Below are 26,645 nucleotides of genomic sequence, written 5' to 3'. Positions count from 1 at the left end.
CCATGCGGACGCGCCCGGTTACGGTGAACGCCATGAAGAATTTACTGCTGCGCATCAACGACCGCATCTACATGACCTGCATCTGGGTCGCCGGCCTCTCGGTACTCGGGGTCGCACTGATCATCCCCTGGGGCATCTTCGCCCGCTATATCCTCGGCACCGGCTCGAGTTGGCCGGAACCTACCGCCATCCTGCTGATGCTGGTGTTCACCTTTGTCGGCGCGGCCGCCAGTTACCGCGCGGGGGCCCACATGTCGGTGGCGGTAGTGACCGACCGCCTCGCACCGCGCCAACGCCAAGTGGTCGGCGTCGTCTCACAACTGTTGATGGCCATCATCTGCCTGTTCATGACCGTCTGGGGCACCAAGCTGTGCCTGTCCACCTGGAACCAGTTCATGAGCGCCATCCCCACCCTGCGCGTGGGCATCACCTATATGCCGATTCCCATTGGCGGCCTGCTGACGCTGATCTTTGTCGTGGAAAAACTCCTGCTCGGTGACCAGAGCAATCGTCGGGTCGTACGTTTCGATCTGGTTGAAGAAAGCGAAGGGGCCGCCTGATATGGACGCATTGATTCTGTTGGGCAGTTTTATCGCCTTGATCCTGATCGGCATGCCCGTGGCGTATGCCCTCGGGCTGTCGGCGCTGATCGGCGCGTGGTGGATCGACATTCCGTTCCAGGCCCTGATGATTCAGGTGGCCGGCGGGGTGAACAAGTTTTCGCTGATGGCGATTCCGTTCTTTGTGCTGGCCGGGGCGATCATGGCCGAAGGCGGCATGTCGCGGCGGCTGGTGGCGTTTGCCGGGGTGCTGGTGGGCTTTGTGCGGGGCGGCCTGTCCTTGGTGAATATCATGGCCTCGACGTTTTTTGGCGCGATTTCCGGTTCGTCGGTGGCGGACACCGCCTCGGTCGGTTCGGTGCTGATTCCGGAAATGGAACGCCGCGGGTATCCCCGTGAGTTCGCCACGGCCGTGACCGTCAGCGGTTCGGTGCAGGCGCTGCTGACCCCGCCCAGCCATAACTCGGTGCTTTACTCCCTCGCGGCGGGCGGTACGGTGTCGATCGCGTCGCTGTTCATGGCCGGCGTGGTACCGGGCCTGCTGATGAGCGCCTGCCTGATGGTGCTGTGCCTGATCTTCGCGAAAAAGCGCAATTACCCAAAGGGCGACGTCATCCCCTTGAAGCAAGCGCTGAAGATCGCCGCCGACGCACTCTGGGGCCTGATGGCCATGGTGATCATCCTCGGCGGCATCCTCTCGGGCATCTTCACCGCCACCGAGTCCGCCGCGATTGCCGTGCTCTGGGCGTTTTTCGTGACCATGTTCATCTACCGTGACTATAAGTGGCGCGAGCTGCCCAAGCTGATGCACCGCACGGTGCGCACCATTTCCATCGTGATGATCCTGATCGCCTTTGCCGCCAGCTTCGGCTACATCATGACCCTGATGCAGATCCCGGCGAAGATCACCACGATGTTCCTGACCCTGTCGGACAACCGCTACGTGATCCTGATGTGCATCAACGTCATGTTGTTGTTGCTCGGCACGGTGATGGACATGGCGCCATTGATCTTGATCCTCACGCCGATCCTGCTGCCGGTGGTGCTCGGCCTCGGCGTCGACCCGGTGCACTTCGGCATGATCATGCTGGTCAACCTCGGCATTGGCTTGATTACGCCGCCGGTGGGTGCCGTGTTGTTCGTGGGGGCGGCAGTGGGCAAGGTCAGTATCGAGAAAACCGTGAAGGCGCTGCTGCCGTTCTATGGGGTGCTGTTCCTGATCCTGATGGCCGTGACCTACATTCCGGCGCTGTCGCTGTGGCTGCCCAGCGTGGTGTTGTGATGATGATTGAACTTGAAGACAACCTGACCCACCTCACGTTGAATCCGGCCGTGGGCGGCAGCCTCGTCAATTGGACGGTGCGCGCCACCGGGCAGCCGTTGCTGCGCCATAACGATGAGCAGGCGATCCTCACCGGTTTGCCGGGCAAGTTGGGGTGCTATCCGTTGGTGCCTTGGTCCAACCGCATTGCCCACGGCGGTTTCGATAACCCCGAGGGTTGGCTGGCACTCGCGCCCAACAGCCTGACCGACCCGCTGCCGATTCACGGTTCGGCCTGGCAACAAGCGTGGCAGGTGGTCAGCCAGTCGGCGGATGAAGCCGTGCTGGAAGTGCGATGTGACACGCCGTTTGCCTATCGCGCCGAGCAGCGTATTCGCTTGAGCGATGGGGCCTTGCGTATCGAACTGCGGGTGACTCATCTGGCCGAAACAGCCGCCTGGCATGGCGTGGGCTTGCACCCGTACTTTCCGCGTCGGCCGGGTACCCGGTTGCGGGCCAAGGCCGCACAGGTGTGGATGAGTGATGTGTCCAAGCTGCCGACGGGGTTGGCGCCGGTGCCGGGCGAGTGGGATTTCCAAGGATTGAAAAGCCTGCCCGAAGGCCTGGTGGACAATGGGTTTTGCCAGTGGGATGGGCAGTGCCGGATCGAGCAACCGGAGCTGGGTTATGCGCTGGAATGCCAGGCGAGCGGCGCGGATTACTTCTTGCTGTATTGCCCGCCGGGGTTGGGGTTCTTTTGCATCGAGCCGGTGAGCCATCCGGTGAATGCCCATCATCTGCCGGGGCGGCCCGGTTTGAAACTGCTGGAACAGGGCCAGTCAACCCACCTCACCTTCAACCTGAAATACATTCAAAATGTGGGAGGGGGCTTGCCCCCGATGGCGGTGAATCAGTAATACATTGGGTGGCTGAGACACCGCTATCGGGGGCAAGCCCCCTCCCACAGTTTTGATTTGTGTTGTGTCAGTGATGTCAGGGTGGGCTGTTTTTCAGGCGGCCAGCGGTGTCGATGCTGACGACGACCGACAACCCCGGCCGCAACCGCTCGCTCTCGGCCTGGTCGGGATCCACCGCAATCCTCACCGGCACCCGCTGGGCGATCTTCACGAAGTTGCCGGTGGCGTTGTCTGCCTGCAACAGGCTGAACTCCGAGCCGGTGGCTGGGGAAATATGCTGCACCGTGCCGTGGAATTTACGGTGGTTCAGGGCGTCGACCGTGAAGGTCACCGGCTGGCCGACCTGCACATTGTCCATCTGGGTCTCTTTCATATTGGCGATCACCCACAGCTGCTTGGGCACCAGCGCCATCAACTGCGCGCCGGAGTTGACGTAGGCCCCAAGGCGCACGCCAATCTGCCCCAACTGACCGTCACGCGGTGCGATGATGCGGGTGTTGGACAGGTCTATACGCGCCAGCTCCACCGCCGCCTCGGCACTCGCCACGGCCGCTTCCAGGGAACCGCGGTTGACGATCACCGTCTGCAGGTCCTGACGCGCGATTTCCAGGCTGGCCTGGGCCTGGGCCACCGCCGCGACGGTCTGCGCGTTGGCGGCACGGGTCACGTCCAGCTCGCGCTTGGACACCGAACCGTCACTGATCAACGCTTCATTGCGGCGCAAGTCGGCCGTGCTTTTGCGCGCCTGCGCCTGGCTGTCCACCAAGGCCGCCTGGCGTAACTGGATGGTGGCTTCGGCGCTGTTGCGCTGCTGCACCACATTCGCCAACGACGCCTTCTGCACCGCCAGTTGCGCCAGCGCCTGGTCGAGGCGCTGCTTGTAGATACGATCATCCAGGCGCACCAGCAGATCGCCTGCCTTCACGTACTGGAAATCCTGCACCGGCACGTCGAACACATAGCCGCTGAGCTGCGGACCGATAATCGTGACTTGCCCACGCACCAGCGCGTTTTCGGTGGTTTCCACCGCGCTGCTGAACGGCGGCAATTGCCAGGCATACAGCACAATCAACACACCAACGATGGCAATCGCGGCAAAGCCCAGGGACGAGACGATGCGCACCCGCAAGGAGCGCGGCTCGGTCACCGTGGCCCCGGGAGGCGTGCTGCCTTCCGGCGTGGAAGCGATGGCGTTGGTGGTCGTGGTGGTGGAAGTCGGTTCGGTCATGAAGAAGCGCCGCTGGGTTGAACGGAAGGGGCTGCTGCCTGGGTGGTGCTCATCAGCCACAGACTGCGGATAAAGATCCAGATCATGGTCAGTATTGCGATGATCGCGATCAGCATGAAGACATCGTTGTAGGCCATCACGTTCGCTTCACGGGTCGCCGCCGTGGCCAGGCTGCGAATGCCCATCAAGTTGCGCAGCTCGGGGTCGGCGACAATGCCGCCGTAGGCCGAGCCGCCGCTCTGCACCCGCGCGGCTACACGCGGGTCGAGCAGGGTCAGGTGTTCGACGATCATGCTCGAGTGATATTTCTCGCGCACGATCTGGAACGTCCCCAACAACGCCGCGCCGATCAGGCCGCCGAGGTTCTGGCAAATGCCGAACATCACCGAAAAACTCACCAGGTTGCGCGGGTTGGCCAGCACGTTCTTGGTGCCCAGCACCATGGTCGGCCCCAGGAAGAACGTCCCGCCGAAGCCTAGCAGGAACTGGCTGATATACAGGTTCTGCGGCCGGGTCAGGTTGCTGGAAAAGCTGTCCATCACCGACCCCGTGGCCATCAGCGCCAGGGAAATCACCAGCGGCATCAGCAAATGCGCCGGGTTGATGGTCAGGGCGCTGACCGCCAGCCCCGCAATCGCCCCGGCGAGCATCACCACATAGAGCGTGTGCATCTGCTGGTAGCTCATGTTCAACATCTGCATGAACCCCACGGCACCGGTGGACTGCTCGGACAGCACCATGCGAATCAGGATCACCGCCAGTGCCAGGCGAATCATCACGCCGCTGCCCAGCCAGCGGGTCATGAGCATCGGGTTGGCGCGGTTATGCTCGATGGCCAGGCCAGCCATGATCAGCACCAGGGAGCAGGCCGAGGCCACGCCGATCCACGGAGCCTCCAGCCACCAATCGATGCGGCCCAGGGACAGCACGGCGCAGAGCAACGCGACACCGGTAGCCAGGATGGCGAAGGTCAGGAAGTCGAGTTTTTCAAAGGTCTTGAAGCGGTCACCGGGCGGTAACTTGAGCAGGAATACACAGCCCAGGCAGATCAGCGCCATGCCCAGTTCGAACAGGTACAGCCCGCGCCATTCGGCGATTTGCAGCAAATCTTCGGAGAACAACCGCGCCAGCGGCAAGGCCAACTGCGCCGTGCCCAACCCCAGCACCAGCGACTTCAAGCGCCACTTGGCCGGGAAGGCCTGGATCATGTAGTACAAGCCCAATGAACTCAGCGCCGCCCCCACCATGCCGTGGGCCGCCCGCACCGCAATGGCGGAGTTGAGGTCGTTGACGAACAAGTGGCCGAAGGTCACCAGCGCATACAGCACCAGGAACACTTCGGTGAATGCGCGCAGGCCGAACTGCTGGCGAAACTTCACCAGCAGCAGGTTCATGCACACGTTGGTCATCACATAGGCGGCGGGGAGCCAGGCCATTTCAGCGGTGGTCGCGCCCAGTGCACCTTGCAGGTATTGCAGGTTGGCGATCACCAGCGCGTTACCCAGCCCGCCGGTAATTGCCACCAGCACCCCCACCATCGCGAACAACCAACGCTTATAGGTGGGGTGCAACGGCGTCGACGGCGAACCGGGCAGGCTGGGCCGCTCGTGGGGCTCCCAGGTGTGGGGGGTGTATGTGTTCATTCGATGACCCAGATGACCCGACGCAGGATGTCGGTAAAACCATTACTCAGGGAGTAGTAAACCTGAGGGGAGTTCATCTTGTCATTTCGAAGGAACAATGGGTCATCGAAGTGAGCACGGTAAAACCGGTGGGAGCGGGCTTGCTCGCGACACACCGCCATCGGGGGCAAGCCCTAATGCCAGTCAGTTAAGAAGCAGCAAGAGCGAAAAGTAACCCGTGGCGAGGGAGCTTGCTCCCGCTGGACTGCGCAGCAGTCCCAGCCTTTTGAAACAAAGAGCTGGGGCCGCTTCGCGACCCAGCGGGAGCAAGCTCCCTCGCCACAGGTACGGTGCTCATTTTTAACTGACTGGCATTAGGGCAAGCCTCCTCCCACATGGAATCTGCAGTGTATTGGAGACAACCTTCACACTGTCAGACCCAGCCGAGCCAGCTCCAGTAAGTGGCGGCAAACACCAGCATCAGCGCATAGCCGATTAGCGTCACCAGAACCCCCACCTTGGCAAATTGCCGCGCCGTAAACGTCCCCGTTCCCAGGCACACCATATTCTGCGGCGCATTGATCGGCAGAATAAACCCATAACTCATCACAAACCCCAGCAGCATCGTCATCCCCAACCGACTGAACTCCCCCGGCAACGTCTGCAACACCGCAATCAGGATCGGCAGCAACGCCGAGGTCAACGCCGTGGCACTGGCAAACCCCAAATGAATCACGATCAAAAACGCCCCAAGAATCGCAAACACCCCCAGCGGCCCAACCTGATCCAACCCCGTGTGAGCCACCACGGCAGCCCCCAACCACTGCCCCGCCTGGGTGGTAAGCAGCGCCGTCCCGAGGCTGATGCCCACCCCAAACACAATCACCGTGCCCCAAGGAATCCGCGACTGCACATCCTTCCACGTCATCACGCCGATGCCTGGCAGCAACAGAAACACCAACCCCGCGTACGTGGTCGAGGTGGTGTCAAAACTGTGCAAACGCCCTTCCGTGGCCCAAGCCAGCAGCAACAACACCGACACCGTCAACAGGCGCTTCTGCGGCCCCGTCATCGGCCCGATGTCCACCAGCGATTGCGCCACCGCCTCTTTACCGCCCGGGATGCTGTCGGTCTCCGGCGGCAACAATTTGAGCACCAGGAACAGCAACACCGCCGACATGATCAACGCCCACGGTGCCCCCGCAATCAGCCAGTCGATCCACGACACGCGCTGGCCGAGCATCTTGTCCATGAAGCCGACGGTCAGCAGGTTCTGCGCGGCGGCGGTCTGGATGCCGACGTTCCAGATGCTGGTGCCCTGGGCCACCACGATCATGATGCCGGCCGCGATGTTCGAGCGTCTGTCCACGCCAAACGCGGCGATCACGCCCATCATGATCGGCACCACGCAGGCACTGCGCGCCGTGGCGCTGGGCACAACGAGGCTGAGCAGAATGGTCACCGCAACCGCTCCGAGCAGGATGCGCCGGGTACTCGTGCCGATCCGGCTCAGCGTCACCAGGGCAATGCGCCGGTCCAGACCGGTATGCGTCATCGCGGCGGCGATGAACAACGCGCCCGCCACCAGCGCCAATGCCGGGTTGGAAAAACCGGTAAGCGCCATGCTGATGGCCGGGCTGGTGCCGATCAGATGGATAGGGTCTTGCACCGACGGCGCCGTGCCGAGCAGAAAAGCCATCAGCGAGGTGATCATGATCGCACTGGCTTCATAGGACACCGCCTCGGTGATCCACACCACCACGGCAAACGCGAGGATCGCCAGCATGCGGTGCCCAGCCACCGGCAGGTCGGCGGGCAGGGGCAACAGCAGCACCCCGGCCATCACCAGCACGGCGACTACCAGGCCCAGGGGAAACTTGAATGATGCGGCGGTTGTGGCGGGGGCGTTCATGGCGGGCTCCATCAGCCTTCAAATCAGGCCGCAAGCATGCCCTGGATTGCCACAGGCTGCGTTGACAGGTATCAACGCCTCAAGCCAAAAGCGGGCTCAATACGGCCCGCCACTCGCCGGGCTTGACGGTTTGTTCAACAACGGTGCTGGGCACTGGGTGGAGGACACGAGAGGATGAGCCGATCAGATGGCCGCTTTAACCACCATGCCAATAGCAACCAGTACACACAAACTGGCAAAACCCACCTGCAAGATACGCGCGGGAATCACCGAGCACAGGCGTCGGCCGGCCAGCATGCCGACGATGCTTGCGCCGATAAATACCCAGCCTATCGGTTCAATGCGGACACCGGCATGGAACGCACCGGCCACACCGATCAGCGAGAGCAGGCTGATCACCATCAAGGAGGTGGCGACGATGCCGCGCATCTGCACATCGGTGAGCTGCTTGAACGCCGGCACGATCAGGAACCCGCCGCCGACGCCCAGCAGGCCGGACACCGCTCCCGTCACCGCACCGAGGGCGGCCAGGGTTGCGCTGCACTTGGCGGTCCAGGCGAAGCGCCCGGTTTGCTGGTCGAGCATGCAGTTTTTCTGGGCCCAGGAGGCGGTGCCATGGTCACTCGGCCCGGCCTCGCGTTTTTCGCGCTGCAACATGCGCCAGGCCACCAGCACCATCAACGCGCTGAACAGGCCCATCAGCACGGGCTCCGGCAACTGGTGGGCAAAGAACACGCCCACTGGCGAAAACAACGCGCCAAGCAACGCGATCAGCAACGCAGCACGGTAGCGCACCAGGCCATGGCGCAAACCGTCAATCGCCCCCACCGCTGCCGCCGCGCCCACGGCGAGCAGCGACACCGGCGCCGCCTGGGTCATGCTCAACCCCAGGCCCAGCACCAGCGCCGGCACCCCGAGGATGCCGCCGCCCGCGCCGGTCAGGCCCATGACCAGGCCCATCAATAATCCCAACACACTGGCCAGCAGCATTCAGTCCACCTTGCTCAGGCGGGTCAGCCATTCGCGGCCCTTGAGCATGCCGTTCCAGTAGAACCACGGCAGCAAGGTGGCCTTGAGGAACCACATTGAGCGGCGCGCCTGGGTCGGGTCCAGGGGAAAGGTCGGCAGCAATTTGCCGCCATAGCCGAACTCGGCCAGCACCACCTTGCCCTTCTCCACCGTCAGCGGGCAGGAACCGTAGCCGTCGTACTTGAGCGGCAGCGGCGCCTGTTTGCGCAGGGCCAGCAGGTTTTCGGCGACCACCACGATTTGCTTGCGCGCCGCGGCGGCGGTCTTGGCATTGGTGGTGCCGCACACGTCGCCCAGGCCGAAGATGTGCGGGTAACGCAGGTGTTGCAGGCTGTGGGGGTTTACTTCGCACCAGCCGGCGGCGTCAGCCAACGGGCTCTGGCGGATGAACGCCGGGGAGACTTGGGGTGGGACCACGTGAAGCATATCGAAGGATTTCTCTTCAACCGTCGCATTGCCTGCGGCGTCCTTCACTTCGAACCAGGCCTTGCGTGCGGGGCCATCAACCTTCACCAGGTTGGAATTGAACGCCAGGCGGGCAGCGTATTTTTCGATGTACTTCATCAGCGGCGGCACAAACGTCGCCACGCCGAACAGCGCGGCGCCGGCCAGATTGAATTCGACGTCGATGTTTTTCAGAGCGCCCTGCTTGAGCCAGTGGTCGCAGGACAGGTACAGGGCTTTTTGCGGCGCCCCCGCGCATTTGATCGGCATGGCCGGCTGGGTAAAGATCGCCTTGCCGCCCTTGAGTTGCTGCACCAACTGCCACGTATAGGCCGCGTGCTGGTAACTATAGTTGGAGGTGACGCCATGCTGGCCAAGGGTGTCTTGCAGCCCTTCGATCTTCTCCCAGGCCAGGCGCAGGCCAGGGCACACGATGAGGTTGTTCCAGGTGACGCGTTGGCCGCTGTCGAGGACCAGCGTCTGTTCGTCCGGCAACAGTTCGGTGACGGCGGCCTGTACCCAGGTGACACCATTGGGCAGTACGTCGGCCAACGGGCGGCGGGTCTTTTCCAGGTCGTAGGCGCCGCCGCCCACCAGGGTCCAGGCGGGCTGGTAGCAGTGGTGGTCGCTCGGCTCGATCAGGGTGATATTCAGGTGGGGGTCGCGCTTGAGCAGGCTGGCCAGCAGGCCGATCCCCGCCGAGCCGCCGCCGATGACTACGATATCGCCACTGATGGTAGGGCCCCAGTGTTGTTCGGTCATGGTCTATCGCCTTTTTAATTCGATGCACACAAGGAGCGTTGCCGTATGGCGTCACGTCCCGTTACAGGTCGATCCTTTGCCTCGGACCGTTTTTTTCCCTTAAGCTCGCAAGCCTATGTGGAAAACATCTCGAATGTAAGCCGCAATCCACTACAAGGACCGCCGCCATGCCCGCGTTGATACAAGCCTTTCTGGACGAGGCGTCGTCGACCTACACCTACGTCCTACACGAGGCAGATGATGGCCCCTGTGCCATCGTCGACTCGGTGCTCAACTACGACCCGGCCTCCGGGCGCACCGACACCCGCCAGGCCGACAAGGTGATCGCCTACGTGCGCGAACATCGCCTGCAGGTGCAATGGTTGCTCGAAACCCACGCCCATGCCGACCACCTCTCCGCCGCGCCTTACCTGCGCCGGACGCTGGGCGGCAAGATCGCGATTGGCCAGTCCATCAGCAAAGTGCAGGACGTGTTCAAGAACCTGTTCAACCTGGAGCCGGAATTTCGCGTGGACGGCTCGCAGTTCGATCACTTGTTTGCGCCGGATGAGGTGTTTCATATCGGCTCTATCAAGGCCCAGGCCCTGCATGTGCCCGGGCATACCCCGGCGGACATGGCCTACCTGATCGACGATCGGCTGATCCTGGTGGGCGATACGCTGTTCATGCCCGACGTCGGCACGGCGCGCTGCGACTTCCCTGGCGGTGATGCGCGGCAGTTGTACGCATCGATGCGCAAGCTGCTGGCGTTTCCTTTGGACACCGAGCTGTACGTGTGCCATGACTACCCGCCCGAAGGCCGTGAAGCGAAGTGCCTGACCACGGTGGCCGAGCAGCGCGCGGGGAATATCCATGTGCATGACGGAGTGGATGAAGCGGCGTTTGTCGCGATGCGCACCCAGCGTGATGCCGGGCTGGGGATGCCGACGCTGTTGCTGCCGGCGATCCAGGTGAATGTGCGGGCGGGGAATATGCCGCCTGCAGAGAAAAATGGGGTGACTTACCTGAAGATCCCCTTGAACCAACTGTGAAAGCGGGCAGGCGCGGCCTACGTGCCGCGCCATGTTGCGCGGGTTGCGCGGGTTGCGCGGGTTGCGCAGGTTTTATCAGGCGACGGAGAACTTCGACACGATCTGCTTGAGGTCCACCGCCAGCCTTGACAGCTCTTGACTGGCAATCGAAGTCTGGCCGGCCGCCGAAGAACTCTGGATGGACAGGTCACGGATACTGATCAGGTTCTGGTCCACGGAGCGGGCTACATGGGCCTGCTCCTCGGACGCTGTCGCAATCAACAGGTTGCGTTCATTGATATCCGTGATGGCTTCGGTGATCTGTGTAATGGCCAGGCCCGCTTCATGGGCGATCTTCAAGGAATCCACCGCCTCGTTACGGTTAAGCGCCATGGAGGACACCGCTTCGCTGGAGCAGCTCTGGATTTTGGCAATCATCTGCTCGATTTCCTGCGTCGATGTCTGCGTTCTATGCGCCAGTGCCCTCACTTCGTCGGCCACCACCGCAAACCCCCTGCCCTGTTCTCCTGCCCTGGCCGCCTCAATGGCGGCGTTCAACGCCAGCAAGTTGGTTTGCTCGGCAATCGAGCGGATCACTTCAACCACCCGTGCAATATCCTGAGCCTGCTTGGCCAGGCCTTCAACTTCCACGCCGGTCTGTTGCACCGTGGCGCTGAGTTTCTCGATTGAGGCGATGGTTTGCGTCACACGCTCCTGACCCATTTTGGCCGAGCGCTGGGAATCTTGCGTCGATTGGGACGCCGACACCGCATTGCGGGCGACCTCCTCCACTGCCGCCGTCATCTCGTTTACGGCCGTGGCGGCCTGGTCCGTCTCCAGGCTTTGGCGCTCGATCCCCGCACTGGATTCGCGGGTAATGGCACTCATCTCCTCTGCCGCCGACGCCAACTGCCCGGACGCTTCCGAGATGTGCTGCAGGGTACTTTTCAGATTCATTTGCATGGACGCGGTAGACCGTTGCAACGCCGTCAGCTCGTCATTGCCATTGATCGCAATGGCTACACGTAAATCACCGTCGGCAATTTTTCCGGTCGACACCAGCAATTCACGTACCGGAGCAATGATGCTGCGGGTAAACAAGCGTGCGACCACGACGGTGATCAGCAAGGAGCCGACCATCAGTATCCAGGTAAACAAGCGTGCTGTTTCATACTCGCCGGAGGCAACTTGTACCGCCGCCTTGGAGCCCTTCTCATTCAACGCGATCAGCTCACGGATGGCACGCTGCACATCCAAGGCGATAGGTCCGTTGACATCCCGCAAGTAGGTCGACATCTGTTCAACGGACAGGCTGGAGGCCTGCGCGAGAAACTCATCCATCTTCTGGCTGTAGTTCTTGATGCTGGCTAATGCCCCGTTGTAGGTGGATTGCTCCTCGGGACTCGACACAAACGGCACATAACGCTCGGCAATGTCGAGCACTTCCGTGCGCGTCGCCTTGAGTTTTTCAAGAGAAGCCGGATCCTGGCGGGTGGTTTCCATGGCATAACGACGCAGGTCAAGACGAAGTTTATAAAATGCAGAATCTATCTCACCGGCCAAACGGATACTGGGGAGCCAATTGTTTTCGATTTCAACCGTCGACGAATAAACTTTATCGACTTTTATCAGCGTCATGGCTCCTTGTACTAACAGCAGGAGGCACACCACACCAAAACAAAGTGTGGTACGAAAGTTTAACTTCAAGGCTCTCATGGACATCGCGGCTCACCCCTTTCCTGGACCGCGAACTTCACGGCCTGATGGGGATTAATGTGTTAAAACACATGTGAAAAATACGTGACTGATTACGCATTTTTTTATTAGCCGCAAAAATAAAATACGATGAAGTTAGTTACCCAACTAACGATCAAAGTACCCAATGTAATAGCGCGCCGTTATCAAACCATCAGTCCGTCCCTTGGCAGTGGCAGTGCGGTTTTGTAACGCACTTGCTTGAGCGCAAAGCTTGAGCGGATGTTGGCCACGCCCGGCACCTTGGTCAGAAAATCCATCATGAAGCGCTCAAGCGACTGGATCGTCGGTACCAGCACCCGGATCAGATAGTCCGGGTCGCCAGCCATCAGGTAGCACTCCATGACCTCGGGCCGGTCGGAAATCGCGCCTTCGAACTGCTGCAACGCCAACTCATTCTGTTTTTCCAGGCTCACGTGGATGAACACATTGACGTGCAGCCCCAGTAGATCGGCGTCCAGCAACGTGACCTGCTCGCGAATCAGGCCCAATTCCTCCATTGCCTTCACCCGGTTGAAACACGGCGTGGGCGACAGGTTGACCGAGCGGGCCAGGTCGGCGTTGGTGATGCGGGCGTTCTCCTGCAGGGCGTTGAGAATGCCGATATCGGTACGGTCCAGTTTGCGCATGAGACAAAATCACCTGTTTATTATGTTTATGCAGTTTTTTTATCCGCAAATGATCGTGAGCGCAATGAAACACAGATAAATATTCTTCTACGCCCCGCCTATGATTGTTGTAGGACAAGATTTCTCCTATCCGGAGACTGACTGTCAGCTAGCGCGCCCACTACAAGAAATTCACAAGATCGAGCGTAGAAGCCATGAATCAGCCGTACGAACCGCTGCGCCTGCACGTCCCTGAACCCTCGGGACGCCCAGGCTGCAAGACCGACTTCACCTACCTGCGCCTGACCGACGCCGGCCTGGTGCGCAAACCCGCCATCGACGTAGAACCCGCCGACACCGCCGACCTCGCCAAAGGCCTGATCCGCGTGCTCGACGACCAGGGCCAGGCCCTCGGCCCCTGGGCTGAGGGTGTTCCCGTCGAGATCCTGCGCAAAGGCATGCGCGCGATGCTCAAGACGCGGATTTTCGATAACCGCATGGTCGTCGCCCAGCGTCAGAAGAAAATGTCGTTCTACATGCAAAGCCTTGGCGAAGAAGCCATCGGCAGCGCCCAGGCCCTGGCCTTGAACATCGACGACATGTGCTTCCCCACCTACCGCCAGCAAAGCATCCTGATGGCTCGCGACGTGCCCTTGGTGGACCTGATCTGCCAGTTGCTGTCCAACGAGCGTGATCCGCTCAAGGGCCGCCAGTTGCCGATCATGTATTCGGTGAAAGACGCTGGCTTCTTTACGATCTCCGGCAACCTCGCCACCCAATTCGTACAAGGCGTGGGCTGGGGCATGGCCTCGGCGATCAAGGGCGATACCAAGATCGCCTCCGCCTGGATCGGCGACGGCGCCACCGCCGAATCCGACTTCCACACGGCCCTCACCTTTGCCCACGTGTACCGCGCGCCGGTGATCCTCAACGTGGTCAACAACCAGTGGGCCATCTCCACCTTCCAAGCCATCGCCGGCGGCGAAGCCACCACCTTTGCCGGACGCGGCGTAGGTTGTGGTATCGCCTCCCTGCGCGTGGACGGCAACGACTTCATCGCGGTATACGCCGCTTCCGCCTGGGCTGCCGAACGTGCGCGCCGCAACCTCGGACCCACGCTGATCGAATGGGTCACCTACCGTGCCGGCCCGCACTCCACCTCGGATGATCCATCCAAATACCGCCCCGCCGATGACTGGAGCCACTTCCCCCTCGGCGACCCGATTGCCCGCCTCAAGCAGCACCTGATCAAGATTGGCCAGTGGTCCGAAGAGGAACACGCGGCGGTCAGTGCCGAACTAGAAGCCGAAGTGATTGCGGCGCAAAAACAAGCCGAACAGTACGGCACCCTTGCCGGCGGCCAGATTCCAAGCGCCGCGACCATGTTCGAAGACGTCTACAAAGAGATGCCGGAGCACTTGAAGCGCCAGCGTCAAGCGTTGGGGATCTGACATGAACGATCACAACAACAGCATTGAAGTGGAAACCGCCATGACCACCACCACCATGACCATGATCCAGGCCCTGCGCTCGGCCATGGATGTGATGCTCGAACGTGACGATAACGTGGTGGTATTCGGCCAGGACGTCGGCTATTTCGGCGGCGTGTTCCGTTGCACCGAAGGCCTGCAGACCAAGTACGGCAGCTCGCGAGTGTTTGACGCGCCGATCTCCGAAAGCGGCATTATCGGCGTGGCCGTGGGCATGGGCGCCTACGGCCTGCGCCCGGTCGCCGAAATCCAGTTCGCCGACTACGTCTACCCTGCCACCGACCAGATCATCTCCGAAGCGGCACGCCTGCGTTATCGCTCGGCCGGCCAGTTCACCGCGCCGCTGACCATGCGCATGCCTTGCGGCGGCGGCATCTACGGCGGCCAGACCCACAGCCAGAGTATCGAAGCGGTGTTCACCCAGGTGTGCGGCCTGCGCACGGTGATGCCGTCCAACCCCTATGACGCCAAGGGCCTGTTGATCGCCTCCATCGAAAACGATGACCCGGTGATCTTCCTTGAGCCCAAACGCCTGTACAACGGTCCGTTCGATGGCCATCACGACCGGCCCGTCACCCCATGGTCGAAGCACCCGCAAGCCCAAGTGCCGGACGGTTACTACACCGTGCCGCTGGACGTGGCCGCCATCGTGCGTCCGGGCTCGGCCGTGACCGTGCTGACCTACGGCACCACGGTGTATGTGTCGCAAGTCGCCGCCGAAGAAACCGGCATCGACGCCGAAGTCATCGACCTGCGCAGCCTGTGGCCGCTGGACTTGGAAACCATCGTCAACTCCGTCAAGAAGACCGGCCGCTGCGTGGTGGTGCACGAAGCCACTCGCACCTGCGGCTTTGGCGCCGAGCTGGTCGCACTGGTGCAGGAGCATTGCTTCCACCACCTGGAAGCGCCGATCGAACGCGTCACCGGTTGGGACACCCCCTACCCGCACGCGCAGGAGTGGGCGTATTTCCCAGGCCCGTCCCGAGTGGGCGCGGCGTTGAAACGGGTCATGGAGGTCTGAATGGGCACGCACGTTATCAAGATGCCGGACATTGGCGAAGGCATCGCGGAAGTTGAACTGTCGGTGTGGCATGTGAAGGTCGGCGACATGGTGGTCGAAGACCAGGTGCTGGCGGATGTGATGACCGACAAGGCGATGGTGGACATTCCCTCGCCGGTGCATGGCAAGGTGATTTCCCTCGGCGGCGAGCCGGGTGAAGTCATGGCCGTGGGCAGTATTCTGATCAGCATTGAAGTGGAGGGTGCGGGCAACGCCAAGGACGCGCCGGTCGTGAAGGAGGCGCCGAAGGCCGCCCCGGTGGTGCAAGCCAAGCCTGCACCGGTGGTGGTTGAAAGCCAACCCGCTCCGGTTGTCGCAGCCCAGGCCCCGGTGGCCCGTACCGCCGACGAACGCCCATTGGCCTCCCCTGCCGTGCGCAAACATGCGCTGGATGCGGGGATTCAACTGCGCCTGGTCCAGGGCTCAGGCCCGGCGGGCCGGATTCTGCACGAAGATCTGGACGCTTACTTGCAGCAGCGTCCGACGCAAACCCAAACCGCAGCCAACCCCTACGCCGAACGCAACGACGAAGAACAGATCCCGGTGATCGGCATGCGCCGCAAGATCGCCCAGCGCATGCAGGACGCCACCCGGCGGGCCGCGCATTTCAGCTACGTGGAAGAAATCGACGTCACCGCTCTCGACGAACTGCGCGTGCACCTCAATGAGAAGCACGGCGCCACGCGTGGCAAGCTGACCCTGCTGCCGTTCATCGTGCGAGCCATGGTCGTGGCGCTGCGGGACTTTCCACAGATCAATGCGCGTTACGACGACGAAGCCCAGGTCATCACCCGCCTTGGCGCGGTTCACGTAGGTGTCGCCACGCAAAGCGACGTGGGCCTGATGGTACCGGTGGTGCGTCACGCCGAGGCCCGCAGCCTGTGGGGCAATGCCGAGGAAATCGCACGTTTGGCCACTGCTGCACGCAATGGCAAGGCCAGCCGTGACGAGCTGTCCGGTTCGACCATCACCCTGACCAGCCTCGGCGCCTTGGGCGGCATCGTCAGCACGCCGGTGCTCAACCTGCCGGAAGTGGCCATCGTCGGCGTCAACCGCATCGTCGAGCGGCCGATGGTGATCAAGGGCCAGATCGTGGTGCGCAAGATGATGAACCTCTCCAGTTCCTTCGATCACCGCGTGGTCGATGGCATGGATGCAGCGCAATTCATCCAGGCCATTCGCGGCCTGCTCGAACAACCCGCCAGCCTGTTCCTGGAGTAAGGCATGACGCAGACATTGAATACCACGCTGCTGATTATCGGCGGCGGCCCTGGCGGTTATGTGGCGGCGATCCGTGCCGGCCAACTGGGCATCCCGACCCTCCTGGTGGAAGGCCAGGCGCTGGGCGGCACCTGCCTGAATATCGGCTGCATCCCGTCCAAGGCGTTGATCCATGTGGCCGAGCAATTCCAGCAAACAGTCCAGCACAGCCAGGGTTCACACCTGGGCATCGAAGTGGATGTGCCGACCCTGGACATCCGCAAGAGCGTGGAATGGAAAGACGGCATCGTTGACCGCCTGACCACCGGCGTCGCCGCGCTGCTGAAGAAGCACAAGGTGCAAGTGATCCACGGCTGGGCCAAGGTGGTGGACGGCAAGACCGTCGACGTCGACGACCAGCGCATCCAGTGCGAACACCTGTTGCTGGCCACCGGTTCGAAAAGCGTCAACCTGCCGATGCTGCCGATTGGCGGGCCGATCATCTCGTCCACCGAGGCGCTGGCGCCAACGCGGGTGCCCAAGCGCCTGATCGTGGTGGGTGGCGGCTATATCGGCCTGGAACTGGGGATTGCCTACCGTAAGCTTGGCGCCGAGGTCAGCGTGGTCGAGGCGCAGGATCGCATCCTGCCGGCCTACGACGCCGAATTGACCCAACCGGTGAACGAGTCCCTCAAGCACTTGGGGGTGAAGCTGTTCCTCAATCACAGCGTCAGCGGTTTTGCCGACAACCAGTTGCAGGTACGTGACCCGAAGGGTGACACCCTCTCGCTGGAAACCGACCAGGTGCTGGTCGCCGTGGGTCGCACCCCCAATACCCAGGGCTGGAACCTTGAGGCGCTGAACCTGGAGATGAACGGCGCGGCGGTCAAAATCGACAGCCGCTGCCAGACCAGCATGCGCAACGTGTGGGCCATCGGCGACCTGAGCGGCGAGCCGATGCTGGCCCATCGGGCCATGGCCCAAGGTGAAATGGTTGCCGAACTGATCAGCGGTAAATCCCGCGAATTCAACCCGGCAGCGATCCCGGCCGTGTGCTTTACCGACCCGGAACTGGTGGTGGTCGGCAAGACACCCGATGAAGCCAAGGCCGCCGGCCTGGACTGCATCGTGTCGAGTTTCCCGTTTGCCGCCAACGGCCGCGCAATGACCCTGGAGTCGAAAACCGGCTTCGTACGGGTGGTGGCACGCCGCGACAATCATCTGATCGTCGGCTGGCAAGCAGTTGGCGCCGGCGTCTCGGAGCTGTCCACCGCCTTCGGCCTGAGCCTGGAAATGGGCGCGCGCCTGGAAGACGTGGCCGGCACCATTCATGCCCATCCGACCCTCGGCGAGGCGGTGCAGGAGGCTGCGCTGCGGGCGCTGGGCCACGCGCTGCACCTGTAAAACCGCAGGGAGGCCATCGGGGGCAAGCCCCCTCCTACAGGGGCATGCATGCCAAATGGGGGTGGGGGCTTGCCCCCCGATAGCGGTGGATCGGTCAATACAGAGGCTGAAGGCGTCCACCCTGTGGCTCCCACACAAGCCAAGAATGCAGTATTGTTGCGCCCATTCAGAAAAAAAACCGACTTGACCAAAGATAGAGGGTGTCATGGGTAACGAAAGCATCAATTGGGACAAGCTGGGTTTTGACTACATCAAGACCGACAAGCGGTTTCTCCAGGTCTGGAAAAACGGCGAATGGCAAGCCGGCACCCTGACCGACGACAACGTGCTGCACATCAGCGAGGGCTCCACCGCCCTGCACTATGGCCAGCAATGCTTTGAAGGCCTCAAGGCCTACCGCTGCAAGGACGGCTCGATCAACCTGTTCCGCCCGGACCAGAACGCCGCCCGCATGCAGCGCAGCTGCGCGCGCCTGCTGATGCCGCATGTGTCGACCGAAGACTTCATCGACGCCTGCAAACAAGTGGTCAAGGCCAACGAGCGCTTCATCCCGCCGTATGGCAGTGGCGGCGCGCTGTACCTGCGCCCGTTCGTGATCGGCACCGGTGACAACATCGGTGTGCGTACCGCGCCGGAGTTCATCTTCTCGGTGTTCGCCATCCCGGTTGGCGCCTACTTCAAAGGCGGCCTGGTACCACACAACTTCCAGATCTCCACCTTCGACCGCGCCGCACCCCAGGGCACCGGTGCCGCCAAGGTCGGTGGCAACTACGCCGCCAGCCTGATGCCGGGCGCCGAAGCGAAGAAATCCGGTTTCGCCGATGCGATCTACCTGGACCCGATGACTCACTCGAAAATCGAAGAAGTCGGCTCGGCCAACTTCTTCGGGATCACCCACGACAATAAGTTCATCACACCGAAGTCGCCTTCGGTGCTGCCAGGCATCACCCGCCTGTCGCTGATCGAACTGGCCAAGACCCGCCTGGGCCTGGAAGTGGTCGAGGGCGAAGTGTTCATCGACAAACTGGACCAATTCAAGGAAGCCGGTGCCTGCGGTACCGCTGCAGTGATCTCGCCGATCGGCGGTATCCAGTACAACGGCAAGCTGCACGTGTTCCACAGCGAGACCGAAGTCGGCCCGATCACCCAGAAGCTCTACAAAGAGCTGACCGGCGTGCAGACCGGCGACGTTGAAGCGCCAGCGGGCTGGATCGTCAAGGTCTAAGCCACACCAAGCTACGCCCCAACCCCATGTGGGAGCTGGCTTGCCAGCTCCCACATTTGAGCTCAGGTGTTCTCAGGATCGAGTCGGAATATTCCCAACAATCTTCTTCCCCATACTGATCCTCGGCTCCACCCCATACCCCAACGCCTCGTAAAACCCCGCCACCGCCTCATTGCCACTGGTGATCTGCAGGTTGATCTTCATGCAGCCCAGCGCCGTCAATGCCTGTTCCGCATGCCGTACCAGTGACGAACCCAGGCCATGACGCCGATAGTCAGCGTGCACCGCCACCGAATACAGCCAGCCACGATGGCCGTCGTAGCCCGCCAGAATCGTCCCGATCACAGTTTTTTTGTCGGTCGCCACGAAAAACAACCCATCGTTGACGGCCAGCTTTTTATCAATCGCCAGGGTCGGCAGGTTATGGGCGGTTTCATAGCCAAAAGCCTCCTGCCATAGCGCAACCACTTGCGCACGATGCTGACGGTCGCGATAGGGCCCGATGGGATGCCTGGACAGCAGCGCCTTTTCCATCACCAACGTACGCTCGTTGCCGTGGTAGACGTCGCGCGCAGTATGGAACCCCAACTTGGCATAGAACGGTTCGGCGGTCAGCGAAGACGGCACGCTCAGTACCGTGACCCCGGCCTCGCGGGCGCGTAACTCGATTTCAATCATCAACAGCCGCCCAATGCCCTGCCCTTGCAGCACCGGATTGACGAACACCGAGCGCACCACACTGCCGTCGAGTGCGGCGGTGGCCACGATCACCCGATCCTGAATCGCCACCAGCACCACGCGGCGCTCAAGCAATGCCAGTACCGCATCCGGCGTGAAGTTACTGGCGACCCGGGCAATCACATCCGCCGGATAATCCCGCGCATTACTGCTGTGCAATGCCGCCAGAATCACTTGGCTGATCCCCTCGGCATCGGCGGGCTGGGCAATACGAACAACGGTAGACATGGCTCCTCCTGGCTGACCGCGCTATCAGAGTCGCCACTGTAGCAATGTGGGAAGGAGCACGCTCCCTCCCTTATTTGATCGCCTCTCAGGCTCGACAGCCGATTCGGCTGCCCGACCCCACTTTTCAGCTTTACCGGCTGAGCCACCCGCCAGTTTCAGCCGAGATCCTTGCGCAACAACCGCCACAATAACCGCACTGGCCCACTCCATGACGGCGCTCTGTGCGCAGCAGAAACCGCTGGCCGCCTTCCAATAACAAGGAGCATTTCCATGACCCGCTATATCGACGTCAATGACCTCAGCTATCTGGTCGCGCAAAAAGGCCTGCAAACCTGCCTGACCGAAATGGCCGAATACATTCGCGCCGACTACCTGCGCTGGCAGGATTTCGAGAAATGCGCACGCCTGGCCAACCACTCCCCGGATGGCGTGATCGAGCTGATGCCGGTGTCCGACGCGTCGCTGTATGCCTTCAAGTACGTCAACGGTCACCCGAAAAACACCCTGGCCGGCATGCTCACCGTGATGGCCTTTGGCGCGCTGGGCGATGTCGACACAGGCAAGCCGGTGCTGCTGGCGGAAATGACCCTGACCACCGCCATTCGTACAGCCGCCACCTCAGCCCTGGTCGCCCGCTACCTGGCGCGCGAGAACAGCCGCAGCATGGCGTTGATCGGTAATGGCTCGCAGAGTGAATTCCAAGCCCTGGCCTTCCACGCCATGCTCGGCATCACGGAAATCCGTCTGTTCGACATCGATGCCAAAGCCACCGCCAAACTGGCCGACAACATGAAGGCTTTTCCGGCAATCAAGGTGATCCTGGCCGGTAGCGTCGCCGAAGCGGTCAAAGGCGCGGATATCGTCACCACCGTCACGGCCGACAAGGCCTACGCCACCATCCTCACAGACGAAATGATCGAACCCGGCATGCACCTCAACGCGGTGGGCGGCGATTGTCCAGGTAAAACCGAGCTGGACCGACGCATCGTCGAGCGCGCCCGCGTGATCGTCGAGTACGCGCCACAAAGCCGCATCGAAGGTGAAATCCAGCAGATGCCGCACGACTCACCGGTGACTGAACTGTGGCAAGTGATCAACGGCCAGCAGCCCGGCCGTGAGAACGCGCACCAGATCACCCTGTTCGACTCCGTGGGCTTTGCCATCGAAGACTACTCGGCGCTGCGTTACGTACTGGATGTGGCCAAGGCACTGGACGTGGGCAGCGAACTTGAGCTGGTGCCGGACCTCGCCGACCCGAAAGACTTGTTTGCCCGACTCGCCCAGCAGCCTCGCGTGCAGCAGCAAAAGCGCGCCTGAGGTGTACAGGCACGTCCCCGAGCGCATACAGACGTTGACGGAGGAAGGCCGTACCATGTGAAGGGTCAGGCAAACACGCAAGGTTTGCCGCCATTTATTCCAACCGTTTGAAGTGAACCCCATGGATACCAAGGCCTCCGGACCCCATTCCGCCCCCGTACTGGACCGCATTGATGAAGCCATCATCGAAGTGCTGCGCCACCAGGGCCGTATCACGTACGAAAAGCTTTCGTCGCTGGTGCACCTCACCCCCAGGCCCTGCCTGGAGCGGGTGCGCAAGTTGGAGCGACGCGGGGTGATCCGTGGCTATGGGGCGATCATCGATGTGCAGATGGTCTCGCCAGGGCTGTCGCTGCTGGTGTTGGTGGCCTTGTCCAACCAGAGCGGGCGCTCGGCGCAAAAGGCCTTCGAAGCCTGCGTGAAGGCCTGCCCTCAGGTATTCGAATGCCAACTGATCAGCGGGCCGTTTGACTACAGCCTGCGCATGCGTTGCCGGGACATGGAGCACTACCGGGTGCTGACGGAGACTTGGTTGAACAATGATGAGTTACACATTGATAAGCTGGTGGCGCATCCGGAGTTGGCGGTGGTCAAGAACACCGCCAACGAGCTGGCCTGAACCTATCGCTCCAAAACGATGCAGATCTAATGTGGGAGCGGGCAAGCCCCCTCCCACACCAGCCCCTCCTGCATTTTCAACCTTGCCCGATTAAGATTTTCTTGCCGGGCCTGGCCCCGATTAGCCTGGCCTGCCCATCCTTCTGCTTCCCCGTCCGCGCTTCACTGATCAACCCCGGTATCAACTTGCCCTCCGGCAGATTCTTCCAGAACCGGCTCGGCAAATGCCCTTCCATGACCTTGGGGTTCAACCGCGCCGGGTTGAAGATATGGCTGTAGTAGGTCAGCCACATCGCACTGTGGGGATCCTCGACATTCTGCGCCAGCTGCCGCCAGGCTTCGGGGCACTCACGTTGATGGATCAACTGTTCGCCATCGTAGTAAACCCCATCCAACGGCGTGGCGATCATCCAGCGATGACGCCCCATGCGCCCGATAAAGTGCTGGCTGGCTGATTTCAGGATGTCATGGGCCGGCTCATGCCAGGCCACGTACTCGGGCAATTCCGGCCCAGCCCCGGCCGGCAACGCGATAAACCGCACAAATGCATGCAGGTGGTGCGCCTCGCGACTGACCTGCTTGATCCGCCGCTGCAACTCGCTGCCCAGCTTGTCCCCGGCCAGCATTGCGGTGCGGTCGCCGTGGCTGACTCGCCACAACACTTCATACAACAAGCTCCAGCGCTGGTCGCCGTGGTAACAAGCGGCCGACTCCAGCAGCTGCAGCAGGGCCTTGGGCACCCGCGTCTGGAAAGGCCCCGGTGCCTCCGGAATCGACTGGTCAGTGGCAAACAGGTCCGCCACCTCCGCCTCCCCCCAGCTCACCTGGCTGGGGTCGACCTGATGGCTGAGCAACCAGCGCGCCTGTTCGCGCCAGGTGCTGAACAGGTTGTCGCATTCCAGGCTGATCATCCCCACAGCCCCATTTGCTGCGGTTGCGGGCGGTCGCGCAATTGCTCGCGCAGCAACACGCTGGTGCTGTCGGCCTGTTGCGGGTGGTAGTCACTGGTGATGAAAAACGGCTTGGCTTTCGCCAGCACGCAGCGCATGCGCGCCAGGTCTTCGAAGCGGATCTTGCGTTCACGACGCAGGTCCACCAGGCGCTGGGTGGTACGCAAGCCAATGCCCGGAATGCGTGCAATCAAGGTCGGTTCGGCGCGGTTCAGGTCCAGGGGGAACACGTCGCGGTTATCCAGGGCCCAGGCCAGCTTGGGGTCGATGTCCAGGGCCAGGTGGCCAGGGCCTTCGAACAATTCGTTCGCACTGAAACCGTAGCTGCGCAGCAGGAAGTCAGCCTGGTACAAACGGTGTTCACGCATCAGCGGCGGCGCGGCCAGGGGCACGCTTTTCGGGCTGTTGGGGATGGGACTGAAGGCCGAGTAATACACACGGCGCAATTTGAAGTTGCCGTACAACGCCTCGGCCCCGTGAAGAATGGTGCTGTCGTCGGTGTCGTCGGCACCCACGATCATCTGCGTGCTCTGCCCGGCCGGGGCGAAGCGCGGGGCGCGCGGTTCGTTGAGCACGGTCTGCTCGCCGGTGTAGATGGTCTGCATGGCCTGCTTGATCGAAACGATCTGTTTTTCCGGCGCCAGGGTGTGCAGGCTGGCCTCGGTGGGCAGTTCGATGTTCACGCTCAACCGATCGGCATACCGCCCCGCTTCGGCGATGAGCGCCGGATCTGCATCGGGAATGGTCTTGAGGTGGATATAGCCGCGAAAATCGTGTTCTTCGCGCAGCAGTTTGGCCACGCGCACCAATTGCTCCATGGTGTAGTCGGACGAACGGATGATGCCGGAGCTGAGAAACAGCCCGCTGACGCAATTGCGCCGGTAGAAATCCAGGGTCAGGGTGACCACCTCCTCGGGGCTGAAACGCGCGCGGGGCACGTCGCTGGAGCGGCGGTTGACGCAGTACTGGCAGTCATAGAGACAGAAATTGGTGAGCAGCACCTTGAGCAACGACACACAACGCCCGTCGGGGGTGTAGCTGTGACAGATGCCCATGCCATCGGTGGAACCCAGCCCCGCCTTGCCCTCGGAGCTGCGCTTGGGCGCGCCACTGCTGGCGCAGGACGCGTCGTACTTGGCGGCGTCGGCGAGGATGCTGAGTTTTTCGATCAACTGCATGGAGGGCTACCGATACTGGTTTTTTGTACAGTACCAGTAGCTCAACCATCACGCCAGTGCCGTCTGTAGGACCGTGTGTTTGTGGCGAGGGAGCTTGCTCCCGCTGGGCTGCGGAGCGGCCCCAAAAAAGCCGGCTCCAGCTGCGCTGTCGAGCGGGAGCAAGCTCCCTCGCCACAACGATCAGCTGGCGGTAGCGAGTAGCAAGTCCTGCACCGACCGCCCCTTGCCGCGCCCACGGTCCAGCGCGTACAACGACGCCGCAATCTCATCCGCCCGAATCGGCAGCACCGACAGCAAGGTGTCGCTCAACCCATGGCTGGCCTGGCTGAAACCCTGGATGTAGATGCCGGCGTTGCAACGCTCGTCGGTCACGATGCGGTAGTCGCGCGCCACGTCAAAGTCGCCCAGGTAGCCTTCCAGCGGCGCCAACAAGGCGCGGTGTGTCTGGCGCTCGTAGCCGGTGGCCAGGATCACCGCGTCGTAATGGTTGACGCTGGTTTCCCCGTTGGCGTTGTTGCGCAGCACCAGTTCAATGCCCAGCGGGCCTGGCGTGGCCTTCTCGACCACGGTCATGGTGCGGAACGCCTGGCGGGCGATGCCGGAGACTTTCTGGCGGTAGAAGATGCCGTAGATGCGCTCGATCAGGTCCAGGTCGACCACCGAATAGTTGGTGTTCTGGTACTCGGCCACCAGGCGTTCACGTTCGGCGCCCTCCTGCTGGAACACCAAGTCGGTAAAGGCCGGCGAAAACACTTCATTGACGAACGGGCTGTCATCGGCGGGCTTGAGTGCCGAGCCGCGCAGGATCATGTCGACCTGCACCGACGGGAAGCTGTCGTTCAGGTCGATAAAGGCTTCGGCCGCACTCTGGCCGCCGCCGATAATGGCGATGCGCATGGCCTTGCCCTCGACACACGGCTGCGAGGCCATGCGCTCCAGGTACTGGGAGTGGTGGAACACCCGGCTGTCACCCTTGAGCGCCTTGAACGCTTCGGGAATCCGCGGCGTGCCGCCGGCGCTGACCACCACCGAACGGGTGGTGCGAACATGCTGCTCGCCGAGGGCATCGCGGGAGATCACGCGCAGGGCTTCGACCTGCTGCTGATGCAGGATCGGCTCGATGGCCAGCACTTCCTCGCCATAGCGCGCCTGGGCCTGGAACTGCCCGGCGACCCAGCGCAGGTAGTCGTTGTACTCCATGCGGCAGGGGTAAAAGGTGCCGAGGTTGATAAAGTCCACCAAGCGGTCGTGGGCTTTCAGGTAATTAACGAAGGAATACGGGCTGGTGGGGTTGCGCAGGGTTACCAGGTCCTTGAGGAACGAAATCTGCAATTCGCTCTGGGTCACCAGGGTATTGCCGTGCCAGCGGTAGTCGGCCTGTTTGTCGAGAAACAGCACGTCCAGTTTGCCCTGGGCCTTTTCGCGCTCCTGCAGGGCGATGGCCAGCGCCAGGTTCGAAGGGCCGAATCCGATACCGATCAGGTCGTGAACCGCGGGCGAAGCAATTGCCTGTGTCATTCCAGTGTCCTCTGGATAAGCCCCTTGGCGGTGGGGCGGGAATACCTTCAAGACCTGCACAACAGGTCATGTGTTGATAGGAAACGAGGACAATGAAATAAAATTTAACTGATCATTGATCAGTGGGCTTCCCACTCGCGCATCCGCACCCGGCAATGCTTCATGGCATTGACGATGTGTTTTTCCACCAGCGCGCGGGAAATGCACAGACGTTCGGCAATTTGCACATGGGTCAAACCCTCGAGTTTGCGCAGCAGGAAGCTGTCGCGACAGGCAGGGGGCAGCTCGGCCAGGGCGCGCTCGAGCAGTTCCAGGCGCTGGCTGTGGTCATGGGTGGTGTGAGGTGAACAGGCGGCGAAACGCTCTTCGCTGTCCAGCACATCCAAGGGCTCAACCTGGCGCAAGGCGTTGCGCCGGTGGCCATCGATCACCAGATTGAGCGCGGTGCGGTACAAAAAGGCGCGGGGTTGTTCGATCGGCGTGTCGCTTGAACGTTCCAGCACCCGGACATAAGCGTCATGCACCACATCCTCGGCCACCTGACGGTTGCCCAGCTTGGCGTTGAGGAAACACACCAGCTCGCGATAGTAGTTTTCCAACATGACTCCCGA

General features: G+C 61.8%; 23 protein-coding genes. 11 read left to right on the top strand and 12 right to left on the bottom strand.

Annotation, left to right across the window (positions count from 1 at the left end):
- Window positions 1–32 precede the first annotated feature (32 nt).
- Genes BM403_RS01745 through BM403_RS01735 form a run of 3 tightly spaced genes read left to right on the top strand, consistent with a single transcriptional unit; the run spans window position 33 to window position 2,738 of the window.
- Window positions 33–560 carry a TRAP transporter small permease gene (locus BM403_RS01745; protein ID WP_046035779.1) on the top strand — a complete coding sequence of 176 codons (528 nt, stop codon included), beginning with the start codon at window positions 33–35 and terminating at the stop codon, window positions 558–560.
- Window position 561: 1 nt separating this feature from the next.
- Window positions 562–1,842, top strand: a complete 1,281-nt coding sequence (locus BM403_RS01740; protein ID WP_015884747.1) for a TRAP transporter large permease — start codon at window positions 562–564, stop codon at window positions 1,840–1,842.
- Between the two features lie 2 nt (window positions 1,843–1,844).
- The gene (locus BM403_RS01735; protein WP_093541923.1) at window positions 1,845–2,738 is read left to right on the top strand and encodes an aldose 1-epimerase; all 894 of its coding nucleotides are present in this window, start codon (window positions 1,845–1,847) and stop codon (window positions 2,736–2,738) included.
- 76 nt (window positions 2,739–2,814) lie between these two features.
- Here BM403_RS01735 and BM403_RS01730 read toward each other — a convergent pair whose 3' ends face one another.
- The 5 genes from BM403_RS01730 to BM403_RS01710 form a co-directional block, all read right to left on the bottom strand.
- Window positions 2,815–3,966: an HlyD family secretion protein gene (locus BM403_RS01730; protein ID WP_093541354.1), complete on the bottom strand. Its 1,152-nt coding sequence runs from the start codon at window positions 3,964–3,966 to the stop codon at window positions 2,815–2,817.
- Window positions 3,963–5,609 (bottom strand): MFS transporter, encoded by a 1,647-nt coding sequence (locus BM403_RS01725; protein ID WP_015884750.1) that lies wholly within the window; start codon window positions 5,607–5,609, stop codon window positions 3,963–3,965. Before BM403_RS01725 ends, BM403_RS01730 begins: the two co-directional genes overlap by 4 nt.
- Before the next feature lie 412 nt (window positions 5,610–6,021).
- Entirely contained in the window at window positions 6,022–7,500 is a 1,479-nt protein-coding gene (locus BM403_RS01720; RefSeq protein WP_093541351.1) for a DASS family sodium-coupled anion symporter, read from the bottom strand.
- Between the two features lie 183 nt (window positions 7,501–7,683).
- Entirely contained in the window at window positions 7,684–8,490 is an 807-nt protein-coding gene (locus BM403_RS01715; RefSeq protein WP_015884752.1) for a sulfite exporter TauE/SafE family protein, read from the bottom strand.
- The gene (locus BM403_RS01710) at window positions 8,491–9,735 is read right to left on the bottom strand and encodes an NAD(P)/FAD-dependent oxidoreductase (protein WP_093541349.1); all 1,245 of its coding nucleotides are present in this window, start codon (window positions 9,733–9,735) and stop codon (window positions 8,491–8,493) included. It lies immediately after the preceding gene.
- 167 nt (window positions 9,736–9,902) lie between these two features.
- On the opposite strand from BM403_RS01710, the gene BM403_RS01705 reads away from it, so the two are divergent.
- A complete protein-coding gene (locus BM403_RS01705; protein ID WP_093541347.1) occupies window positions 9,903–10,766 on the top strand; it encodes an MBL fold metallo-hydrolase in 864 nt (287 codons plus the stop codon).
- Between the two features lie 75 nt (window positions 10,767–10,841).
- Here the strand turns inward: BM403_RS01705 and BM403_RS01700 are convergent, their stop codons facing one another.
- Window positions 10,842–12,461 carry a methyl-accepting chemotaxis protein gene (locus BM403_RS01700; protein ID WP_371913988.1) on the bottom strand — a complete coding sequence of 540 codons (1,620 nt, stop codon included), beginning with the start codon at window positions 12,459–12,461 and terminating at the stop codon, window positions 10,842–10,844.
- Between the two features lie 185 nt (window positions 12,462–12,646).
- Window positions 12,647–13,129, bottom strand: a complete 483-nt coding sequence (locus BM403_RS01695) for an Lrp/AsnC family transcriptional regulator (RefSeq protein ID WP_015884756.1) — start codon at window positions 13,127–13,129, stop codon at window positions 12,647–12,649.
- 194 nt (window positions 13,130–13,323) lie between these two features.
- Here BM403_RS01695 and BM403_RS01690 point away from each other — a divergent pair, with 194 nt between their 5' ends.
- The 5 genes from BM403_RS01690 to BM403_RS01670 all read left to right on the top strand — a co-directional run bounded on the left by BM403_RS01690 (window position 13,324) and on the right by BM403_RS01670 (window position 19,487).
- Entirely contained in the window at window positions 13,324–14,559 is a 1,236-nt protein-coding gene (locus BM403_RS01690) for a 3-methyl-2-oxobutanoate dehydrogenase (2-methylpropanoyl-transferring) subunit alpha (protein WP_046035783.1), read from the top strand.
- A 1-nt stretch (window position 14,560) separates the two neighbouring features.
- A complete protein-coding gene (locus tag BM403_RS01685) occupies window positions 14,561–15,619 on the top strand; it encodes an alpha-ketoacid dehydrogenase subunit beta (RefSeq protein ID WP_043205577.1) in 1,059 nt (352 codons plus the stop codon).
- The gene (locus tag BM403_RS01680; protein WP_015884759.1) at window positions 15,620–16,879 is read left to right on the top strand and encodes a dihydrolipoamide acetyltransferase family protein; all 1,260 of its coding nucleotides are present in this window, start codon (window positions 15,620–15,622) and stop codon (window positions 16,877–16,879) included. It begins immediately after the preceding gene.
- Window positions 16,880–16,882: 3 nt separating this feature from the next.
- Window positions 16,883–18,262: a dihydrolipoyl dehydrogenase gene (gene lpdA / locus BM403_RS01675; RefSeq protein WP_093541345.1), complete on the top strand. Its 1,380-nt coding sequence runs from the start codon at window positions 16,883–16,885 to the stop codon at window positions 18,260–18,262.
- Window positions 18,263–18,467: 205 nt separating this feature from the next.
- The gene (locus tag BM403_RS01670; RefSeq protein ID WP_015884761.1) at window positions 18,468–19,487 is read left to right on the top strand and encodes a branched-chain amino acid aminotransferase; all 1,020 of its coding nucleotides are present in this window, start codon (window positions 18,468–18,470) and stop codon (window positions 19,485–19,487) included.
- A gap of 72 nt (window positions 19,488–19,559) precedes the next feature.
- On the opposite strand, the gene BM403_RS01665 is transcribed toward BM403_RS01670, so the two are convergent.
- Window positions 19,560–20,453 carry a GNAT family acetyltransferase gene (locus BM403_RS01665; RefSeq protein WP_080943252.1) on the bottom strand — a complete coding sequence of 298 codons (894 nt, stop codon included), beginning with the start codon at window positions 20,451–20,453 and terminating at the stop codon, window positions 19,560–19,562.
- Window positions 20,454–20,723: 270 nt separating this feature from the next.
- Here BM403_RS01665 and BM403_RS01660 point away from each other — a divergent pair, with 270 nt between their 5' ends.
- Complete coding sequence (locus BM403_RS01660) at window positions 20,724–21,770, top strand: ornithine cyclodeaminase (protein ID WP_093541343.1); 1,047 nt, start codon at window positions 20,724–20,726, stop codon at window positions 21,768–21,770.
- A 121-nt stretch (window positions 21,771–21,891) separates the two neighbouring features.
- On the top strand, window positions 21,892–22,389 hold the full coding sequence (locus tag BM403_RS01655) for an Lrp/AsnC family transcriptional regulator (RefSeq protein WP_093541341.1): 498 nt from the start codon (window positions 21,892–21,894) through the stop codon (window positions 22,387–22,389).
- A gap of 76 nt (window positions 22,390–22,465) precedes the next feature.
- Here BM403_RS01655 and BM403_RS01650 read toward each other — a convergent pair whose 3' ends face one another.
- The 4 genes from BM403_RS01650 to BM403_RS01635 all read right to left on the bottom strand — a co-directional run bounded on the left by BM403_RS01650 (window position 22,466) and on the right by BM403_RS01635 (window position 26,636).
- Window positions 22,466–23,299: a TIGR03915 family putative DNA repair protein gene (locus tag BM403_RS01650; RefSeq protein WP_046036492.1), complete on the bottom strand. Its 834-nt coding sequence runs from the start codon at window positions 23,297–23,299 to the stop codon at window positions 22,466–22,468.
- Window positions 23,296–24,516, bottom strand: coding sequence for a putative DNA modification/repair radical SAM protein (locus BM403_RS01645; protein WP_015884767.1), 1,221 nt, complete (start codon window positions 24,514–24,516; stop codon window positions 23,296–23,298). The genes BM403_RS01650 and BM403_RS01645 overlap by 4 nt, the downstream gene beginning before the upstream one ends.
- Before the next feature lie 180 nt (window positions 24,517–24,696).
- A complete protein-coding gene (locus tag BM403_RS01640) occupies window positions 24,697–26,034 on the bottom strand; it encodes a lysine N(6)-hydroxylase/L-ornithine N(5)-oxygenase family protein (RefSeq protein ID WP_015884768.1) in 1,338 nt (445 codons plus the stop codon).
- A gap of 119 nt (window positions 26,035–26,153) precedes the next feature.
- Window positions 26,154–26,636, bottom strand: coding sequence for a sigma-70 family RNA polymerase sigma factor (locus BM403_RS01635; protein WP_064055287.1), 483 nt, complete (start codon window positions 26,634–26,636; stop codon window positions 26,154–26,156).
- Window positions 26,637–26,645 lie beyond the last annotated feature (9 nt).

Origin of the sequence: Pseudomonas sp. OV546, from assembly GCF_900116845.1 — a bacterium.
Classification (GTDB): domain Bacteria; phylum Pseudomonadota; class Gammaproteobacteria; order Pseudomonadales; family Pseudomonadaceae; genus Aquipseudomonas; species Aquipseudomonas petroselini.
This window is presented reverse-complemented; position numbering and strand designations above follow the sequence as displayed.